We start from the raw sequence: 19772 nt of genomic DNA on the forward strand, positions 1-19772 counted from the left end.
ACAACAGCTGAATTTTAACAAACAAACAATCTCGTTTTCTTCTTTTATTTAGACACGCATTAAAAATCTATGCCTTTTTTTAACCGCGATTTTAATTGTTAACAAGATTGGAATAATTAAATGGTCCGTTTATTAAATAGCCGGACCAAAAATAAAAAAGCCGCCACAAGGCGGCTTCAAAAAGCTTTAAACACAACTATACTACTTTCTTTAACTCGTTATCTTTCTTTTTCGTGGTGCTGATCAACAATGCCGGCAGCAATATCAGGTTTGTAAAAGTTGCAGCAACCAATGTAAGAGAAATCAACCAGCCCAAAGATTTTGTACCGCCAAATCCGCTGAAGCAGAATATTACAAATCCAGCAATCAACACCAACGATGTGTAGATGATGCTAATACCCGTTGTGTGAATCGTATCGATTACCAGTTGCCTGTAATCTTTTTCTTTGTCCTCATCTTTTTCTTGCTTATAGTTTACAAGAAAACGGATGGTGATATCTATCGCAATACCAAGTGCAACACTAAACACCAGTACAGTTGACGGTTTTAGACGAACACCCAACCAACCCATCACACCTGCGGTGATCAATAAAGGGATAATGTTTGGTATCAATGAACAGATCAAAATGCGCAATGATTTAAAAAGATAAAGCATACAAAGCGCTATCAAAAGAAACGCCCACATGATACTTTCTTTCAAACCATTTATAATAAAACTGCTTCCTTCGAGAAATGTTACGCTGCTTCCGGTAAACTGCACGCTGTATTTGCTGCTGTCAAAATATTGATTGGCTTTCTGTTTTACATCACTGATGATCTTTGGCAATTCTGCACTTCCAACGTCTTTCATGTTTACACTTATACGAGCCACTTGTTTCGAACTGTCCATGAAAGAGCTCACCAATTTTGTAAACGTGTTTTGAGGTTTCGCACTTCCACTGTCTGCTTTCATGTTCAAATAACCGGAAAGAAATGCCACATCAAATGAATTCGGCAAACTGTAATAACTGCTGTCGCCATCATAGTATGCTTGTCTTGCGAACTTCATACCTTCTACGATCGACAAAGGCTTCGCCATCTCCGGTCTCGAATCAATATAGACACTCAAAGAATCCATTGCCCCCAATATTTCGAGTGGCTTCGCCCGAAAGCCATTTTTTCTTTTTGTATCCACAGCAATTTCCAAAGGCATCACACCATTGAAGTTGCTTTCAAAATATTTGAGGTCCTTGTAAATTCTGTCTGTTTTTGGAAGGTCGTCTACAATAAACCCTTCAGATTTCAATCTCAACATTCCCAATATTGACACGACAGAAATGATGGCAGTGAAAGCGTAAATTGTTTTACGGTGATCTAATGACCAGTCCTCCAATTTATCGAGCAAAGACAGCAACCATCTGTTGTCCAGATAGCGTACATGTTTCGGTTTAGGAGCTGGAAGAAAACTTAATACTGTAGGAATGAAAATAAACGAGATCACAAATATCACCATAATGCTGATACCTGCTACCACTCCAAACTCTTTCAGCAAGGGGCTTTTCGTTAATGCAAAAACCGCGAAACCAATTGCTGCTGCTATATTACAGAACAATGTTACGATTCCCATTTTAGCGATCATTTGTATAAGTGCCGCATGTTTATCTTTCGTATCGCGCCATGATAAATGATATTTGTTGAGGAAATAAATGCAATTTGGAATGCCAATTACAACAACCAGTGGTGGAATCAAAGCATTGAGCAATGTAATTTTGTAATGAAATAATTCCATGGTGCCCGTTGCCCATATTACACCGAAGATCACCACAAGCAGTGACATAACTGTCGCACTCACGCTTCTGAAAAACACCATGAGGATGACTGCAGATAAGATCAAAGAACCAATTAGCAACCAACGCATTTCAAATGCAATTCTATCGGCTACCTGTGTACGGATCAACGGCAGACCGCTGTAGTGCATTTCTATTCCTGTGGCTTTGCTGAAGGTATCTCCCGCTGCAACAATGTTGTTTACAACTGTTGTTCTCAGCTTAGAGGCCATCGCCTCTTTGTTAATATGTACACCAGTCAGGTATGCATTTGTTTCGGGATTAAATAAAAAACCGCGATAAAAAGGAAGATTTAAAAATTTGGCTTTGCCGCTATCCAGGTCTTGCTGAGAGAGATTGCCTTTGGGAAATATTTGTACTGCTTTTAATTTTTCCGAGCTGTCGTTTTTTGCGAGTGTAATGGAATTGGCCACGCTGATAACATCTTCAACCTTATTTACTTTTTTAAGATTTTCTACCAGTTTCCTGTATTCGTTAAAAACATTTTCTTTGAACAGGTCTTTTGTTTCAAAACCAATCACCAGCATGTTTCCGTCTTCACCAAATTTCTGCTTAAAAGCAAGATATTCCTGGTACTTCGCGTTGTCTGTAGGAACGGCCCTCGAAAAGTCATAGCTCAACTGCAATTTGCTTGTATGGTAGCCCATAAAACCCGTTGCCGCTAAAAGTAGTACTAGTAAAATAACTCTGTTTTTCAGTACAAATTGGCCCAGTTTCTCCCACATAGGTTTGTATTATTATATTGAGAGCAAAGAAAAGGAAAATAGGCAAGGAATTAGGATTTAGAAATTAGGAATTGGGAATTAGAGGCAGATCGCAAGCTGCAGGCAGCAAAACCTTTTGTGCAATCCGTGCCGATTTTTTGCTGCTATCATTAAAAGGCTGCCTCCTAACAACTATCGACCAACAACTAACAACTCCCCTCTAATTTCTAATTCCTAATTCCTAACTTGCTTTCGTATGATCACATTCAAAACCAAAGGGCTTGTTTTAAAAACGGTAAAATATGGGGAAACCAGCGTGATCGTTACCGTGTTTACAGAGCTTTTTGGTACGCAAACTTACCTGCAAAACGGCGTAAGAACGGGCAACAAAAAGGGACAGGGAAAAGCAAATCTATTTCAGCCTGGCGCCATTCTCGACCTTGTCGTTTACCATAATGAGTTAAAAAATATCCAACGCATAAAGGAGTACAAATGGGGCTTTTTGTATCAGCATATTTTCTTTGATGTATATAAAAATGCTGTTGTTCTGTTTATTGTGGAGCTATTGCAAAAATGCCTCAAGCTTCCCGAAGCAAATGCTGAGCTGTATTATTTCATCGAAGATGCGATGATCCATTTGGATGAAGCGGAAGATCCTGTCGTGGCAAATTATCCGCTCTTTTTCGCGCTGAACCTTGCCAACTTTTTCGGTTTTAAAATCTATGATGATTACGAATTGGGAAATAACATTTTGAATTTACAGGAAGGTGTTTTCCAAAAAGAATATCCACTGCATCAATCCTTCATTGAGGGCGATCTTAGTTATACTGTTTCCCAACTGCTCAAAGTGCAGCAACCTTCGGAACTATCGCAAATAAAGCTTAACAGACAAACCCGCCAATCACTAATGCATTCTTTGGAGCTATTTTACGCATTGCATATCCCCGAGTTCGGACACATGAGGACGCTGGCTGTGTTGCAGGAAGTGTTGTCATAATGCCCAACGCATAATGCCTAACGCTAAACGCGGCATCTGTGTAGCGATCCACACATTCAGCGATCTGCGTTAAGCGTTAGGCATTGAGCATTTTGCCTACAAGAATAAATCCGGCATCAACTTATTATCCGTATTTACTGCATATTTCTTGAAATCTGTAATGCCTTCGGCGGTCAACACTTCTTCGTCAATAAAGAAGTTGCCAGAGCATTCATAAGAAGGTCTTTGCAATATGTAAAATGCGGCATCTGCCACTATTTCGGGTGTGCGGCTACGTTGTATGAGAAAATCCCCGCCAAGCAAATTTTGTACGGCAGCCGTGGCAATGGTAGTTTTCGGCCAAAGCGTATTTGCCGCAATACGGTGAGTAGCTAACTCTTCCGCCAGTCCCATGGCGATCATACTCATTCCGTACTTGCTCATCGTATAGGCAAGGTGTTTTGCAAACCAATGCGGATCAAGATTTAACGGGGGAGATAAATTTAAAATATGCGGATTATTCGCTTTTTTCAGGTAGGGAATGCAGGCCTGGCTCATGAAGAATGTGCCGCGAACATTGATGTCGTGCATCAAATCGAATCGTTTGGCTTCCAGCTGCTCTGTGTTGGCCAGGTTTATGGCGCTTGCATTATTAATTAATATATCAATACCATTAAAAGTGTCAACGGCTTTTCTTACCGCACTTACAATGTCCTGCTCAAAGCGCACATCCAGCTGAAGCGGCAATACATTACCCGGCCCTTGTTTATCTATTTCTTCAGCGGCGGTAAAAATAGTTCCTTCCAGTTTGGGATTGGGATCCACGGTTTTAGCGGCAATTACGATGTTGGCTCCTTCGCTGGCCAGCTTCATTGCAATGGCTTTGCCAATGCCGCGGCTTCCTCCGGTGATAAAGACAGTCTTGTTTAAAAACTTCATTCGACATTTTTTGAATAGGGTTTTTGCGGAAAAATCTCCTCATGTGTATGCATGCATTCCTGAATTTATCAAATATTATTCGATAAATACCTAGTTATCTTGACCGTTCATGTAAAAATGGGTAATTATCCGAGACTGGCAAATAGTAATGTTACTATTTTTTGCAGGAAAACTGAAAAATAAAATAGAGCGTTTATGCTCTTGCAAAGCATGTGCCTTCTAAATACTTTTGTAATAGAAATTGATTGATAAGCGGAAGAAATCCATATCCAAGACCAAATATCCAAAATCCAGAATTACCGTTATTATCCAGTTTATCTCTCAATTAGAAATTTATCCAATATCATTGAAGCCTAATCCAAACCTAGGAAGAAACCGTCCTAAAATTTGTACCTATTGATGGCCCCCGAGTAGTTGGTTAAAGTTTTGTACAAAGAATTTAAAAGTCCTGAAGCATGTCTTCGGGACTTTTTCGTTTTGTTTTGCCACAGAAACACAGATGAAACAGAAGTATTGAAAGAGTTTCATAAAAAGCGACATCAAGATGTAAAAAAGTGTTTGAAAAAAGATGCTCCCATGACTTTACTCTATCGTCCACTTAAAACATCTCTGTGTCTTCAGTGCCTCTGTGGCTAATATAAAAAAATCCCGAAGTGTATAACCCCGGGACATTTTCTATAGAGTCTATGACTTATTGATTAATTGATCAACTGAATAACTGAGGTTTTGTGATTATTTCTTACCGTAAGTTTTTGTTCATCCGTTATTCCTGTTCCACATCAGTTATTGAATCGATCAATTATTCAATTATTTTCTAGTGAGCCATCGATGTATCTATTTTTTCGCCTTTGTTCTTTTTAGCTTTTATCATTAATACAAATGGTACGCACAAAAGGAACAGTAAGCCAATGTATAAGAATACGTCCATGTAAGTCAACACGATCGACTGTTTCATTACCATGTAATCCAAAGATTGGTAAGCATCCTTGAGTGCTGTTTGAGCTTCGATGCCTTTTCCAATGAAACTCTGCTGCATCCCGTGTATTCGTTGCATTACAGTAGGATCGTCTATCGATAATTTAGAAACGAGATTGTTTCTGTGTTGCATACTTTGTCTGGCGATAAAGGTTGTGATCAGCGCCACACCAAACGATCCGCCCAACTGCCTCATCATACCGGTGAAGGCGGCACCCTGACCGATCTGTTTTCCTTTTAATGTAGACAGAGAAAGAGTTGTAATCGGCACGAACAACAGACCCATACCAATACCCCGGAACATTAACATCCAAGTGAAAGCTTCCTTACTTGTGTCCGGTGTAATAATCTTATAACCCCACATACAAAAGAAGAAAAAGATCACCATACCCAATGCTACAAGTATCTGCTGTTTGGCGCCTCGCTGCAGCAACTGACCAACGATCGGCATCATGAATGCTGTTACAAGTGAAGCCGGAATCATCAGCATACCAGACTGCGTGGCCGTCCAGCCGAGTGTTGCCTGTGTGTACAAGGGAATGATGAACGTTGTTCCATACAACCCAAAACCAAGTATGAATGAGAGGATCGTACCGGTCCGAAGGTTACCGTTGCCCAACACACGAAGTTCCACAATCGGATTTTTCGCCCGAAGCTCTCTCCATATAAAGAAGAATATACCTAATACGGTTGTTACAGCTAATAAAGTGATCATCGGATCACTGAACCAGTCATCTTCCTGTCCTTTTTCCAATACATATTGCAATGAACCTACCGACAGTGCGAGCAATGCTATACCAGCCCAGTCCACCTGCTTAACACTCAACTTATCGCCATATTTGGGACTGCGAACAAATTGCAGTGTAAGCAGCATAGCAATAATACCTAAAGGAATGTTGATGTAGAATATATACGGCCATGAATAGTTATCGGTAATAAAACCACCTAAAGGAGGGCCAAGCGTTGGACCCACAATTACGCCCATACCATAGATGGCCTGTGCCATACCACGTTTTTCAGGAGGATAACTTTCAGTGATCAGCGTTTGTGAAGTTACCAGTAAGGCACCTCCGCCCACACCTTGCATAAACCTGAAGGCTACGAGCTCCCAGATGCCGTTTGCGTTACCGCATAAAAATGAAAATATCGTGAATATAAGAATGGAAGCTGCAAAATAGTTGCGGCGTCCGAATTGTTGTGAGAGCCAGCTGGTCATTGGCACGATGATTACGTTACCAATGGCGTATGCAGTCACCACCCATCCCACTTCCAGTGTAGTGGCGCCAAGGTTACCCTGCATATCGTGCAGTGCCACGTTCACAATGGTGGTGTCTACAATTTCAAGCAGTGCGCACATTACCGCGGTAATGGTAATGATCACACGCCTGGAACCATATTCTACCAATGAATTCTGTTGCATGTAAATAATATTTTAAAAGAAAGCGTAAGTGATCGGGAAATCGTGAACGGTGAATCGTGAATGGAAGTTGCCCATTATTCACGATTCACAATTGACGTTTCTCGTTCTTAGTCCAAATGCACATCCACATTCACGTTCATACCAGGACGCAGTTGCTTAACAAGAGAGTCAGAAGGGTTTGTAAACTCAAGTTTTACCGGCAAACGTTGAACAACTTTTACGAAGTTACCAGTTGCGTTGTCGGGAGGCAATAGCGCGAAGCGTGAACCTGTTGCAGGCGAGAATGAAGTCAATGTTGTTTCAAATTTGTGACCAGGAAATGCATCTATAGTAACAATTGCTTTTTGACCAACTCTCATTTTACTCAACTGAGTTTCTTTAAAGTTCGCAGTTACCCAGTTTGACTGATCCAACACTACGCTGAACAATGACTGACCTGCTTGCAAGTACTGACCAACCTGTGCACTTACTTTTGAAATTTTTCCATCTGCAGGAGCCAATACCACTGCATAAGAAAGATTCAATTTTGCATTTGCCAAATCAGCTTCACGTTGTTTGATCACCGCATTTGCTACAGCAATTTGTTGAGATGTTGCATTGCTTTGAGAAGCAGTAGCAGCAGTTTGTTTAGCAGCTGCATTTTTTTGTTCTACCAAAACTTGCAACTGACGTTCAGCAGTTTGTTTAGCCGCAAGCGCTTGCTCGTATTGTTGTTGAGTGATTGAATGATCTTTGATCAAATTTGCATAACGCTCGTAATCCTGTGTTGCTCTCCAAACGTTAACTTTTGCTGCTTCAATTTGCGCGTCTGCAGTTGAAATGCTAGCTTGTGAAGTTGCAATGTTTGCTTTAGAAGCATTGGTTGTTGCTTCTGCTACAGAAAGATTGCTTTTTGCACCAAGCAAAGCTGCTTCTGATTCTTCTACTTTAATAAGTAGATCGCGGTTATCAAGAATAATAAGTGTATCACCTTTTTTTACAAACTGGTTATCTTTTGCACGCACTTCAGTTACATAGCCAGATACGCGAGGTATCACAGGGCTGATGTTTGCATCAATTTGCGCATCGTCTGTTTCTTCGTGGTGCTGACCATGAATGTATTTTGACACACCGAAAGTACCACCGCCAATTACAAGCGCAGCGAGTACAATAATAAAACCAAAGTTTCTTTTCTTAGGTTGCTCCTGACCATGAGCACCTTCTGTATGATTAGATGAAGCCACTTTATTTTGAGTTTGAGTTTCCATTTTATGAAGTTGTGAGTTTTAAGTTTTGAGACGGATAATTATCCGTCTGTACCGAGTTTTCTTATTTGCTTATACCTTTTTCTGTTGCAATAATTCCCGATGCTTGCAACAGTTTGTTGTAAGCCACCACCGCATCTGCTTTCGCGTGATTGTAATTGATCTTTGACGTAAGTGATGCAACGTCCGCGTCAAGCAAGTCTGTAGTTGTAGCAAGATTGTTCGCCTGTTTGTTCTTTGTTATTCTGTAGTTCTCATCTGCCTGTTCTACTGCTTTTGTGTACACATCTATTTTCTTCATTGCTAAATAGTAAGCTTCATATGCTTTAGTAATGTCAAGACGAATATTATCATCCAGCATTTCCTGGTGCACCTGAACTTCCTGCAATTGAGAATTCGCTTTATTCAGTTTTGCTTTTGTTTTCCACAAAGAAGAAACGTTGTACTTCACCCCTACGCCCGCTGTGAAGGCTGTTGTAACCGTTACAAAATTTGGAATGTCCAATCCTACATAACCAGCTGTTAAAGCAAGTGAAGGATACATATCACCTTTTACAGCTTTAATATTTGAATTAGCTGCTTTTTCATTCAAAGAAAGCACCTGGATATCTTTTCTGTTTTGGTGAGCCAGTTGTTCCCACTCATCTATTGTCTTGTTCTGCGTCAGTAGTTTGAAACCTGTTGTGTCGACCACCAGTTTCGTGCTTTCAGGAAGACCTAGCATAAGATTCATATTCACTGTAGTGATCTTCAGCTCTGTTTGGGCGTTCATTAATGCAAGCTCAACATTGTATGCTTCCAGTTGTACCTTCAACAGGTCGTTACGGGCAAGAAGACCATTTTTCTCAAGGCTTTCAAAATCTGCTACGCGTTGTTGAGAACGTACAAGATTTTCTTTTACCAGATCAACTGATACTCCTGCTTTGTACAGGTTTGCATAAGCAGAAACTGCGTTTGCAATAATCGCATCTCTGTCATTATCCGCATCGAGCCTTGCAGCTTCAGCCAGATATTGTGCAGATTCGATACTCGATTTGATTTTGAAACCGGTGAATAACGGAAGTGATCCGTTCACCATTGCATACATCGCCTGGTTGATACTAGGCGTCGAAGATCCGCTGCTTGAGCCACCCCCATTATCAGGCTTTTGATTTTTTAAAGTCAAACCCGGATCAGTTAACCTCAAGTAAGAAGCAGACACACTCAAATCCGGAAGTCTTGCATCTTTCGCTTCGCGAAGAGTAGCAAGAGCCTCGTCTATTTTTGCGTGGTTCAACTTCAGTTCTTTACTGTTTTTAATACTTAGATCAATTGCTTCCGAAAGCGAAAGCAATTTGGCCGAATCTGATGATTGGGCCGAAGCGCCTAGCGTCATAAAACTGATGATAAGCGCTAACGCTGTGTGATACCAAAATTTACGCTTCATGTGTCAATATTGCTTTGAATAGTAGTTTTAAATGCTCGAAAAGCTTGTCTTTCATTATGGCTTTGAATTCGTCTTCCGGCAAGTCTTTCAGCTCATCGTTCATATACCTGTAGAAATCCATGGTACTGATTAAATGATTAGTGGTTCCGGTCATTGTGAGTACGAGCATTTGGAGATCAATATCCTTTCTAAATACCCCTTTATTTACCCCTTCTTCAATTAACTGCTGTATCGTATTAAGGCTTTTCTTTTTAAAAACCTTCAGCATTTCGCCGAGCTCATTATCGTGATTACGCATTTGCTCTCTCACCATAATCTTGTGAAAACATTGCTGATTGAAAACCTTATCCATATAGCTTGCAATCATGTGATTCACCTTTTCCAGCGGCGTCATTTTCTCGTCGTTCAACACCCTTTCCAACTGATATGCATTGCTTCTGTATTCAAACAGTGCCTGCATCAATTTTTCTTTCGATCCGAAATAATATGATATCATGGCAAGATTCACGCCCGCTTCATGTGCTATATCCCGAACCGAGGTGCCAGAAAAACCATTGGTTGCAAACAGCTTTTCAGCAGCCTCAATAATGTGTATTTTCTTTTCTGAATATTCCATAGTCATTTTTGTGTCGTAGAGACGGATAATTATCAGTCTGATAGAATATAATAATCCGTCAATTCTGAAAACAAAATTAAACAAACGTTTGAATTAAACAAACGTTTGATCAATTTCTACCATGAATAGTGTATGAAATACAGACGGATGATAATCGACTAAACCGAAAAATTGAAAGGCTGCTTTCTCAAGCAGCCTTAACCGTTTTTTACGGTTTTCCACAGGGTTTTGGATTAACCCTAAATATTTAGGAGAATGGGACTCAGTTTTTTATGATTGCATGATTTCTTTAGAAAAATCAGAATCCGATAAGGTGCAATGGTACGTTCTACTTGTTACTTATAGCTATTTGAAAATCATAACAATCTTAACAATCATGAAAATCTGCGTTATGTCTTATTAGAATGTAAAACTAAAATTGATTTAGACTGCCTCAAAAGCACATTCACCCGATTTTAAATAGTGGTAAAAATGCCAGGGTTATGCATCTTTGCACCTGCTAGCCTGCTTTTATACGTTCACATATTCGCGTAAAAACACAATGGAATTATTTTTAGACGCTTCCGCAATTGATATACAAGAAAAGGAATACATATTACAAGTATATAAATCATTTATTTATAAAGATTCAGAAGATGTTACGCTGATTGTGAATAACGCTTCAGATATCCACAACGCATTTTCCTGCCTGGGTAAAATTGCACAAGCCCCCAAGCCTTCCCTTATCGACAAGCTGAAAGCGGACGCTGGTTTTGGCGATTTTGTCTCCAAAACGCTTAAAAAGGCATCTAACGGCAGGTGGATCACCAATCATCCGCTTCACATTTTACCAAATACCGCTAAACAGGTTTTACTGGTAGCAAATCTTGAGTTTTTACAAAACCCCGCTGGATTCGACAAGAAGATTTTTAATAAGAAAAATCTTACGGCCGCTGTTCAAAAGGCAGGACTCATTGTAACACCTTCCGAGCATTACAAGGCTATCCTGGTAAATGACTTTAAGTTGCCAGAGACCAAAATTCAGGTGGAAAAGCCGCAGCCGTCGTCATTTGCAAAGCCGTTGAGTTGGGATGAGAAGCAAAAAATAAAGGACAGATACACCGCAGGCAAAGATTATTTCGTTTCCATTATTTCAAATGAACAGCACGAATTCATCAATTTGCTTAAGGCCTTTACCATCTTTAAAAAGTGGCAGCAGTCTTCTATGCAACTGATCGTTATGTATGATGACAATGCGCACAAAGATTTCTCTAAGCTGGAAACCTACAAACACAAAAGCGATGTGCATTTACTTCAACTGGTAGGTGAAGAAAAATTGAATGTCCTTGCTTCCGCATACGCCTGTATGCACACCGTGACACATGAAAGTGTTCCATTTACAGTGATCAATGCGATTTTTTGCGAAACGCCAATTATCACTTCTGAACTTCCTGCGATTAGAGAACTGGCAGGCGATGCAGCTCTTTACACGCTCCCAACCAATGTGGATGATATTTCCAGAAATATGATCACTATTTACAAAGATGAGAGCCTAAGAAAGAAGCAAGTGGAGAAAATGAGAGAGATGGCTAAGTAAAAATTAAGAAAATCAAAAGTCAAAAAGGTTGCCCATAGGAAACAGTCCTTTTGACTTTTTACTTTCGAATTTTGACTTTCCATCCTACCTTCGCACATTCAACTATAAACTATGGATCAATCAACCATTACAATTGATGTAATATTAGACCGTGATAAAACGCCCGAAAACATTCTGTGGAGCGCATCCAACAGCACGGCAGACGGCAAACAAAAAGCAAAAGCTGTGATGCTTTCTCTGTGGGACGGAACTGACAAAACCGCTCTTCGTATAGATTTGTGGACCAAGGAAATGATGGTCGACGAAATGGCCGATTTCTTCTATCAAACACTGATGACCATGGCCGACACCTACAACCGCGCCACAAAGCATACAGAACTGGTGAACGATATGAAAAACTTCGCAAAGGACTTCTACAACAAGTTCCGCGAAGAACAAATGAAAGAAAACAGCTTGAAATAATGGAAAATTGAAAGTTTAAAATCGGGCCTAAACCAATACAGCCTTACTTTCAACACTGTCACGCACAAAGCATTTTCAACTTTTAATTTTCAATTTTCAACTCTCTACCAATTCCTAATTTCTAATTACTAATTCCTAATAAAATGAGTCTCGAACAACAAGTAATGGCAGAAATGAAAGATGCCATGAAAGCAAAAGATGAAGCATTATTGCGTGGCCTGAGAGCAATCAAAGCAGAAATTATAAAAGCGAAAACAGAACCTGGCGCAAATGGCGAAGTTTCTACTGAAGGCGAATTGAAACTTTTACAAAAGTTGGTGAAGCAACGTAAAGATTCTCTTGAGATCTTCACGCAGCAAAACCGTGCAGATCTTGCTCAAAAAGAACAAGATGAAATCACTGTAATCGAGCGTTTTCTTCCAAAGCAGCTATCTGCAGAAGAACTGAAAGCGGCACTTGAAAAAATTATTGCTGAAACAGGCGCTGCATCTCCTGCAGATCTTGGTAAAGTAATGGGCGTTGCCTCTAAACAATTGGCTGGCAAAGCAGACGGTAAAGCAATAAGTGCAACCGTGAAAGAATTGCTCACGAAATAACGACTGAATTACTAACTAACTGAATAACTGAATATCTTATTCTCGATTTTGCTTTACGACAGTCGACCACTCAGTTATTCAGCTAGTCAGTTATTCAATTATTATTCTATGATAATCGATATCCTCTTCATAATTATTCTCGTTTTCGCTCTTTACAAAGGTTGGCGAAACGGTTTTGTGGTGGCAATTCTCTCAGTAGTAGGATTGATAATTGGTCTGGTGGCCGCCATGAAATTGTCCGCGGTTACCGCTAATTACTTAAAGGACAGTACCAATATATCTCTTCGCTGGCTGCCTTTCATTTCCTTTCTTATCGTTTTTATTGCAGTCATGCTGCTCATTCGCCTGTTGGCCTCACTCATTACAAAGACCATGGAAGTAGTGGCATTGGGGTGGGCAAACAAACTCGCTGGTATCATTTTATATGCAGTTGTCTATACGATCGCTTTAAGTGTTGTTCTTTTTTATATACAAAAGGTGCATATAATCAGCGATAAAACAGTTGAAGAATCGCATTTTTATGGTTTCATACAACCATTGGGCCCTGTTGCCATTAATGGCATCGGGAAAGTATTGCCGTGGTTTAAAGACATGTTTTCGCAACTTGAAAGTTTTTTCGACAACCTCGCAGCTAAAGGTGCAAAAGCAGTAATTTTTTAAGATTGACAGAAAATAAAAACTGCGGCGATATTTTTAAATTACTCTCTATTGTATTATTTTTAGTTACAGAAAAACCTCGTCAATACACTTAACAGAAGCTTACCGTTCAATGTTTTAGCTTTGTATTTCTAAAGCAAGGCTTTTTTTGGCGCAAAACAACTATTTTAGCGCATAATTGAATAAGTGATATTTACAGAACAGATGAATTACGAAATCAAACATCAGGATAAATTCAGATTTATTGAAGAAGGTGAAGGAGAGCCCCTAGTATTGCTTCATGGATTATTTGGAGCCCTAAGCAACTTCATGGATTTGATTGAATATTTTAAGCACCACTACAAAGTAGTGGTTCCCATGTTACCCCTATTCGAGCTCGACATTTTGCATACTTCCGTAAGCGGTTTGGAGAAATTCGTGCACAAGTTTATAGAAACCAGGAACTATCAGAATATTAACCTTCTCGGAAACTCTTTAGGCGGTCACGTGGCCCTGGTACATATATTGAAGCATCCTGAAAGGATCAAGTCACTTATTCTTACAGGTAGTTCTGGTTTGTTTGAAAATGGAATGGGTGACACCTATCCTAAACGTGGAGATTATGAATATATCCGCAAAAAAACCGAACTTACTTTTTATGATCCCAAGATGGCCACAAAAGAGTTAGTTGACGAAGTATACGACATTGTAAATGTGCGTCTTAAAGTCATAAAGATTATTGCGTTGGCAAAAAGTGCCATTCGAAATAACCTTGGCGAAGAAATAAGCCAGATTAAACAACCCACATTATTGATTTGGGGTAATAACGACACAATTACGCCGCCGTTTGTTGGCCGCGAATTCAACAGACTTATCCCAAATAGCGAACTGCATTTTATTGATAAATGCGGCCATGCTCCAATGATGGAGGTTCCCGCAGAATTTAACGTGATCCTTCACAAATTTTTAAAGAAACTAAACGAACCGGCCACAGTGGCTTAACGTATATACTTATAAACAAGCAATTTGCTAAATAAAGAACTCATATCAACTTCGATTCCCGTATTGGCGCCAACCGATAGCGTGGACAAGGCTTTGCAGTTAATGTCAGACTATCATTTATCTCAATTACCTGTAATCGCTGAAGATAAATTTGTGGGACTTATTGACGAAGAAGAGTTGCTTAACACAGACACAAACGCAACTGTTATCCAGCTTCAGGCGTCTTTTGTGAAGCTAGCCGTACAGGATAATAAATATTTTTTTGAAGCGGTAAAACTCTCAACAGAATATAACCTTTGCGTTATTCCCGTTATAGAACAGGACCTCACATGGGTAGGCGCTATTAACGCCTATGACCTTTTGAAAGAATTTGCGCGAATGACCGGTGTTAACGACCCCGGCGGCTTGATTGTACTGGAAATAGAAAAACAGAATTTTTCTTTTTCTGAGATCAGTAAACTTGTCGAAACGAACGATGCGCAAATCACTCAGATGAATACTTACTACGATTCAAATAATTCTGTGTTCTTAGTAACAATTAAGATTAACAAATTGGAAATTTCAGACATCATAGCAACCTTCCAGCGCTATGAGTATGTTGTTCGATATTATTTTGGGGAAGAACTCTACGAAAACGAGCTTAGGAACAATTACGACCACCTGATGAATTATTTGAATATTTAGACAAATAAATATTTCGGTTTTTGATGAGAGAAAACATTTTTGTTTTCTATTTAGAAATATTGATAATGGGCAGAAAAAATTACTTGGTTGTCGTATTATTGTTTTTTGTTCCGGGCATCTTATTTGCCAGGAATAGTTTTTCTTTAAACAATGCTGTTAACTTAATTTCTTCAACAGACAGCCTTCCTTCCGCGGCCAGTTTTGATTCTACAAATGACCACAAGCTAATTGTCGGTGACATTTACATTACCGGCAATAAAAAAACAAGACCTTACATTATCGAGCGGGAACTCCCGTTTAAAAAGGGTGACACTCTTTCATTGCAGGATCTTACCCAAAGATTTGTAACCGGGCGCCAGCAACTGATCAACACACAACTGTTTCACGAAGTGGTAATTTACATAAAAAAATTTCACGGCTTCGTAACAGATATTCAAATTGAAGTGAAAGAACGATGGTACATTATCCCTCTTCCATATGTAAAACCCGTTGACAGAAACTTTTCTGCATGGGCCGACAAAGGCTACAAACTTGACAGGCTCAACTATGGTTTGAAATTCTACTACGACAATTTTACCGGAAGAAACGATAAGCTGAAGCTAATGTTCATAACCGGATATACCCATCAGTACTCTATTTCTTACGATCAGCCGTATGCCGACAACAGTTTAAAACATGGCTTTGGAGCAAGTGCATCCTATTCGGCAGTAAAAGAATTAAACGTAAGTACTGTTAACAATAAACAGTTTTTTCTTAATGTAGATTCTGTTGATAATTCAAACAAGTATATCAATGAGCTGTTCAACGTTACGTTAAGTTATTATTATCGCCCGGCTATTTACACCAGGCATGTTTTTCGAATAGGCTACACCGTTAATAAAGTTGACAATTCAGTATTGGAGCACAACCCCAAGTATTTTCCCAACGGATCTACAAGCATGTCCTATCCTGAGTTCAGCTACACCTGGCGCTATCAAAATATTGACTACATGGCTTATCCAAGAATAGGAAAAGCAACAGAGATTAATTTTTTAAAGCGGGGTTTCTCCCAGGAGATGAACCTGTGGCAATTAGCCGCCAAGTATACCCAGGCATGGCCGCTCGGCTGGAAACTATTCTATGTGGGTCAGTTGAATGGTGCGGTTAAACTGCCATTTGACCAGCCTTATTACAATCAAAGATTAATCGGCTACGGAGATTTTTCTTTTCGTGGCCTGGAGAAATATGTGGTAGACGGTGTTGCAGGCGTTGCAGCTTTCAACACCATCAAAAGGGAAATAATAAACACTAGTTTCGACAACTTCCTCCCGCTTTCTACCTCAAGAATTCCTTTACAGGTTTTTGTAAAAACATTTACTGATATAGGTTACTCGTACTCAAAACCTCCAGTATACAATTCTTTGCAAAACAGTTTTCTTTACACCTATGGAGTGGGTCTTGATGTTGTGACCTTTTATGATCTGGTTTTCAGATTTGAATACAGCTTTAATCAACTCGGAGAAAAAGGATTGTTTTTTCACCTAAGGAATGATTTTTAAAGTTTTGGGTCGTGAGTTCTAAGTTGTGAGTTCTGGCTAAACAATATAATCACATCATAAATGTCCTTTGCCCGCGTATTTAAACTCAAAACTTACTAGTTTTGAGGATACCGAAAATTAACAGCACCACAGCATATGAAAGTTGCCATCTATAGCCGGGTTTTAGATTTTCAATTTAAGGATGAAGTACAAAGCTTATTCAATGAACTGACTCGTTATAATATCGAGCCAATTATTTATCAGCCATTCTTTGAACAGATCATTAGCTCGGTTCATTTGAGCAATAACATCACCACTTTTAACTCTTATTCAGATCTTGATAATTCAATTGAGTTCCTGATAAGTCTTGGCGGCGATGGCACCATGCTTGACACTGTTACATTGGTTCGCGATCAGAACATTCCAATACTCGGCATCAACTTCGGAAGATTGGGATTTCTTGCAAGCATTGGTAAAAACGAATTGGAGAGTGCTGTGGCATCTCTTGTTCACCGCACGTTTGTGGTTGACAAAAGATCACTTATACACCTTGATGCAAATATTCCTCTGTTTGGCGATACGTCATATGCCCTAAATGAGTTCGCCATCCAAAAAAGAGATTCGTCTTCGATGATAAAAATTCACACGTACATGAACGGTGAATTCTTAAATACGTACTGGGCAGATGGCCTGATCGTTTCCACACCTACCGGTTCCACTGGCTATTCATTAAGTTGTGCCGGCCCGATCGTTTTCCCCCAGTCCGGCAGTTTTGTAATTACTCCCGTGGCACCACATAACCTGAATGTGCGTCCTATAGTGGTTCCTGACAACAATATAATTTCTTTCGAGGTAGAAGGCAGAACAGATGATTTTATTTGTACATTAGATTCCAGAAAAGAAGTTGTTGAAAAAAGTGTACAGCTCGCCATCAGAAAAGAATCCTTTACAGTAAGCCTCGTACGATTAAATGAAAACAATTTCTTACAGACATTACGCAACAAATTGTCGTGGGGTCTGGATAGAAGAAATTGATCACTTAAATCCTTTGACGTATACGAACATTAAAAATGTATTACATTTCACATCTTTAATACAATTATGTGGAATGAATTTCGTTGTTAGAGACCGGCGTGTTTTAAATGCAGGAAATTTTTTGTTTATTACTGCATAAATTGGAATTCAACCTTAGATTTGTGCGCCTTTAAAGTATATAGGGTTCAATAACCAACTCCCATTATCCAATTACCTAGGATTCACCACAATTTTTTACCTGTGCTTTAAACAACAGAAAGACAAACTAATTTATTGCATTTATGAAACTACTTAGTCTATTTACGGTGAGCCTTCTGCTTTTGATCCAAACTACTACCCAGGCTCAGATGGAAAGCATTGTTCATGAAGGAGAATTTGGTATTGGCATTGGCGCAGCACATTATTTTGGCGACATTAATACCCGCGCAAGGATCAACCGTCCAAAACCTGCAGTAACTGCATTTTTCCGTAAACAATTTGGCAATTATATTGCTCTTCGCGTAGGGGCCACTTTTGCACAACTTGGTTATTCTGATATTTACAACAAGGACAATGAATACCAGCAACGTAGAAACCTCAGCTTCAATACCAATATTTGGGAGCTTGCGGTTCAGGGCGATTTCAATTTCTTTAAATATGTTCCCGGCGATCCGTTGTATGCTTTCACTCCTTATGTTACAATAGGTTTAGGCGCATTTAACTACGACCCATATACTTATTTAAAAGGTCAAAAATATTTCCTGCGTCCGTTGGGCACAGAAGGTCAGGGTTCTCCATTGTATCCTGATAGAAAACAGTACAGCACTATGGCAATGTGTTTGCCAATAGGTGTAGGTATTAAATATAGCCTTACAGACAAAATAAACTTGGGCCTCGAGATTTTGTATCGTTTTACTACAACAGATTATCTTGATGATGTGAGTAAAACATATGCTCCCGATGCATTTGCTCAAACGCTTCCTGATGGCACCCCTACAGTTTGGTATCAATTGCAGGACAGAAGCTACGAAACAGGCGACCCGATTGGCATCAAAGGACGCCAGCGCGGTTATCAAAATCAAAAAGATCAGTATGTAACAGCAATGATCACAGCTTCATTCAACCTTACATCTTACAGATGCCCGTCAGCTAACTAATTAATAATTAACAATTAATAATTAATATGGGCCGCATTCATTTAAGAATGCGGCTCTTCAATTATTGCCCAGACAATAGCATATATTCCTTTGGGCTGCCACACCTATTAATTATTCTTTATTAATTATTAATTACCTACCCCTCCTCGTATATTTCCAGATTTAAATATTTACATAACGAATTTTTGTAACTTCGCTCCCTTCTAAAATCCGGTTTATGGAATCGCTCAAAGAGAGCATAATCAGTCAGAAATTACCGCGCCACATAGCTATAATTATGGATGGCAACGGCAGATGGGCCAAAGAAAAGGGCCAGGACCGCCTCTATGGCCATTTTCATGGCGTGGAGAGTGTGCGCACAATCGTGGAAGGCTGTGCCGAACTGGGCATTGGTTATCTCACTTTGTATGCTTTTTCTACCGAAAACTGGGACAGACCAGAACAGGAAGTTACTGGCCTGATGGAACTACTTGTTGAAACCATTCGAAAAGAAGTAGATACTCTTAATAAAAACAACATCAGGCTTCACGTAATCGGTAATATGGAAATGTTGCCGGCTTACGCACAAAACGAGCTTAATGAAGCCCTTTCTCTTACTTCGAAAAATACAGGACTTAACCTGGTAATGGCATTGAGCTATAGCAGTAGATGGGAAATGGTGAACGCCGTTAAAAATATTGCTATAGATGTAAAGAATGGCAAGGTTGACCCGCAATCAATTACGCAAGATACTTTACAACAATATTTGTGCACCAGCAATTTTCCTGATCCGGAACTAATGATCCGCACAAGTGGAGAGTACAGGATCAGTAACTTTTTATTGTACCAGCTTGCCTATGCGGAGCTTTATTTCACGCCGGTTCGCTGGCCGGATTTTTCTAAAGAACATCTCTATGAGGCTATCATTGATTTCCAGAATCGCGAAAGGCGCTTTGGGAAAACAAGTGCCCAGATAGAGCAGGAAGACGGCGATGCCGATCAATTAGTTAGTCGTTAACAAAT

The 19772-nt window shown here is 39.6% G+C and carries 17 protein-coding genes; 11 read left to right on the forward strand and 6 right to left on the reverse strand.

The features are described 5' to 3' along the window. Positions 1-196: 196 nt before the first annotated feature. The gene (locus tag QJ048_RS01540) at positions 197-2551 is read right to left on the reverse strand and encodes an efflux RND transporter permease subunit (RefSeq protein ID WP_282332565.1); all 2355 of its coding nucleotides are present in this window, start codon (positions 2549-2551) and stop codon (positions 197-199) included. Positions 2552-2786: 235 nt separating this feature from the next. Here QJ048_RS01540 and recO point away from each other — a divergent pair, with 235 nt between their 5' ends. Beyond that, positions 2787-3527, forward strand: a complete 741-nt coding sequence (gene recO, locus QJ048_RS01545) for a DNA repair protein RecO (RefSeq protein ID WP_282332566.1) — start codon at positions 2787-2789, stop codon at positions 3525-3527. Positions 3528-3623: 96 nt separating this feature from the next. Here recO and QJ048_RS01550 read toward each other — a convergent pair whose 3' ends face one another. From QJ048_RS01550 to QJ048_RS01570, 5 genes are all read right to left on the reverse strand, one after another. Further along, positions 3624-4445 carry an SDR family oxidoreductase gene (locus QJ048_RS01550; RefSeq protein ID WP_282332567.1) on the reverse strand — a complete coding sequence of 274 codons (822 nt, stop codon included), beginning with the start codon at positions 4443-4445 and terminating at the stop codon, positions 3624-3626. Positions 4446-5259: 814 nt separating this feature from the next. Then, positions 5260-6840 (reverse strand): DHA2 family efflux MFS transporter permease subunit, encoded by a 1581-nt coding sequence (locus QJ048_RS01555; protein ID WP_282332568.1) that lies wholly within the window; start codon positions 6838-6840, stop codon positions 5260-5262. Between the two features lie 107 nt (positions 6841-6947). Further along, the gene (locus QJ048_RS01560) at positions 6948-8087 is read right to left on the reverse strand and encodes an HlyD family secretion protein (protein ID WP_282332569.1); all 1140 of its coding nucleotides are present in this window, start codon (positions 8085-8087) and stop codon (positions 6948-6950) included. Positions 8088-8148: 61 nt separating this feature from the next. Further along, positions 8149-9510, reverse strand: a complete 1362-nt coding sequence (locus tag QJ048_RS01565; RefSeq protein ID WP_282332570.1) for a TolC family protein — start codon at positions 9508-9510, stop codon at positions 8149-8151. Further along, positions 9500-10126 carry a TetR/AcrR family transcriptional regulator gene (locus QJ048_RS01570; RefSeq protein ID WP_282332571.1) on the reverse strand — a complete coding sequence of 209 codons (627 nt, stop codon included), beginning with the start codon at positions 10124-10126 and terminating at the stop codon, positions 9500-9502. The genes QJ048_RS01565 and QJ048_RS01570 overlap by 11 nt, the downstream gene beginning before the upstream one ends. A 541-nt stretch (positions 10127-10667) precedes the next feature. On the opposite strand from QJ048_RS01570, the gene QJ048_RS01575 reads away from it, so the two are divergent. The 10 genes from QJ048_RS01575 to uppS all read left to right on the forward strand — a co-directional run bounded on the left by QJ048_RS01575 (position 10668) and on the right by uppS (position 19767). After that, entirely contained in the window at positions 10668-11702 is a 1035-nt protein-coding gene (locus QJ048_RS01575; protein WP_282332572.1) for a glycosyltransferase, read from the forward strand. Between the two features lie 111 nt (positions 11703-11813). Beyond that, positions 11814-12164: a gliding motility protein GldC gene (gldC, locus tag QJ048_RS01580; RefSeq protein ID WP_282332573.1), complete on the forward strand. Its 351-nt coding sequence runs from the start codon at positions 11814-11816 to the stop codon at positions 12162-12164. A 143-nt stretch (positions 12165-12307) separates the two neighbouring features. Further along, positions 12308-12760: a GatB/YqeY domain-containing protein gene (locus QJ048_RS01585; protein WP_282332574.1), complete on the forward strand. Its 453-nt coding sequence runs from the start codon at positions 12308-12310 to the stop codon at positions 12758-12760. A gap of 108 nt (positions 12761-12868) precedes the next feature. Further along, complete coding sequence (locus QJ048_RS01590) at positions 12869-13420, forward strand: CvpA family protein (RefSeq protein ID WP_282332575.1); 552 nt, start codon at positions 12869-12871, stop codon at positions 13418-13420. Between the two features lie 201 nt (positions 13421-13621). Continuing rightward, the gene (locus tag QJ048_RS01595) at positions 13622-14398 is read left to right on the forward strand and encodes an alpha/beta fold hydrolase (protein ID WP_282332576.1); all 777 of its coding nucleotides are present in this window, start codon (positions 13622-13624) and stop codon (positions 14396-14398) included. A 24-nt stretch (positions 14399-14422) separates the two neighbouring features. Beyond that, entirely contained in the window at positions 14423-15082 is a 660-nt protein-coding gene (locus QJ048_RS01600; protein ID WP_282332577.1) for a CBS domain-containing protein, read from the forward strand. Between the two features lie 65 nt (positions 15083-15147). Then, complete coding sequence (locus QJ048_RS01605) at positions 15148-16620, forward strand: POTRA domain-containing protein (protein ID WP_282332578.1); 1473 nt, start codon at positions 15148-15150, stop codon at positions 16618-16620. 135 nt (positions 16621-16755) lie between these two features. After that, entirely contained in the window at positions 16756-17634 is an 879-nt protein-coding gene (locus QJ048_RS01610; protein ID WP_282332579.1) for an NAD kinase, read from the forward strand. A gap of 281 nt (positions 17635-17915) precedes the next feature. Continuing rightward, positions 17916-18770, forward strand: coding sequence for a type IX secretion system protein PorG (gene porG / locus QJ048_RS01615; RefSeq protein ID WP_282332580.1), 855 nt, complete (start codon positions 17916-17918; stop codon positions 18768-18770). Positions 18771-18987: 217 nt separating this feature from the next. After that, positions 18988-19767 (forward strand): undecaprenyl pyrophosphate synthase, encoded by a 780-nt coding sequence (gene uppS, locus QJ048_RS01620; protein WP_282332581.1) that lies wholly within the window; start codon positions 18988-18990, stop codon positions 19765-19767. Positions 19768-19772: the final 5 nt, after the last annotated feature.

It is taken from the genome of Pinibacter soli (assembly GCF_029961145.1).
Taxonomy (GTDB): Bacteria; Bacteroidota; Bacteroidia; order Chitinophagales; family Chitinophagaceae; genus Pinibacter; species Pinibacter soli.

Excerpts from the sequence above, each read along its gene's own strand:
- gldC (WP_282332573.1), top strand. The coding sequence starts at position 11,814 with ATGGATCAATCAACCATTACAATTGATGTAATATTAGACCGTGATAAA.
- QJ048_RS01570 (WP_282332571.1), bottom strand. The coding sequence starts at position 10,126 with ATGGAATATTCAGAAAAGAAAATACACATTATTGAGGCTGCTGAAAAG.
- QJ048_RS01605 (WP_282332578.1), top strand. The coding sequence starts at position 15,148 with ATGGGCAGAAAAAATTACTTGGTTGTCGTATTATTGTTTTTTGTTCCG.
- QJ048_RS01565 (WP_282332570.1), bottom strand. The coding sequence starts at position 9,510 with ATGAAGCGTAAATTTTGGTATCACACAGCGTTAGCGCTTATCATCAGT.
- QJ048_RS01585 (WP_282332574.1), top strand. The coding sequence starts at position 12,308 with ATGAGTCTCGAACAACAAGTAATGGCAGAAATGAAAGATGCCATGAAA.
- QJ048_RS01540 (WP_282332565.1), bottom strand. The coding sequence starts at position 2,551 with ATGTGGGAGAAACTGGGCCAATTTGTACTGAAAAACAGAGTTATTTTA.
- QJ048_RS01550 (WP_282332567.1), bottom strand. The coding sequence starts at position 4,445 with ATGAAGTTTTTAAACAAGACTGTCTTTATCACCGGAGGAAGCCGCGGC.
- uppS (WP_282332581.1), top strand. The coding sequence starts at position 18,988 with ATGGAATCGCTCAAAGAGAGCATAATCAGTCAGAAATTACCGCGCCAC.
- QJ048_RS01560 (WP_282332569.1), bottom strand. The coding sequence starts at position 8,087 with ATGGAAACTCAAACTCAAAATAAAGTGGCTTCATCTAATCATACAGAA.
- QJ048_RS01595 (WP_282332576.1), top strand. The coding sequence starts at position 13,622 with ATGAATTACGAAATCAAACATCAGGATAAATTCAGATTTATTGAAGAA.
- recO (WP_282332566.1), top strand. The coding sequence starts at position 2,787 with ATGATCACATTCAAAACCAAAGGGCTTGTTTTAAAAACGGTAAAATAT.
- QJ048_RS01575 (WP_282332572.1), top strand. The coding sequence starts at position 10,668 with ATGGAATTATTTTTAGACGCTTCCGCAATTGATATACAAGAAAAGGAA.
- porG (WP_282332580.1), top strand. The coding sequence starts at position 17,916 with ATGAAACTACTTAGTCTATTTACGGTGAGCCTTCTGCTTTTGATCCAA.
- QJ048_RS01590 (WP_282332575.1), top strand. The coding sequence starts at position 12,869 with ATGATAATCGATATCCTCTTCATAATTATTCTCGTTTTCGCTCTTTAC.
- QJ048_RS01610 (WP_282332579.1), top strand. The coding sequence starts at position 16,756 with ATGAAAGTTGCCATCTATAGCCGGGTTTTAGATTTTCAATTTAAGGAT.
- QJ048_RS01555 (WP_282332568.1), bottom strand. The coding sequence starts at position 6,840 with ATGCAACAGAATTCATTGGTAGAATATGGTTCCAGGCGTGTGATCATT.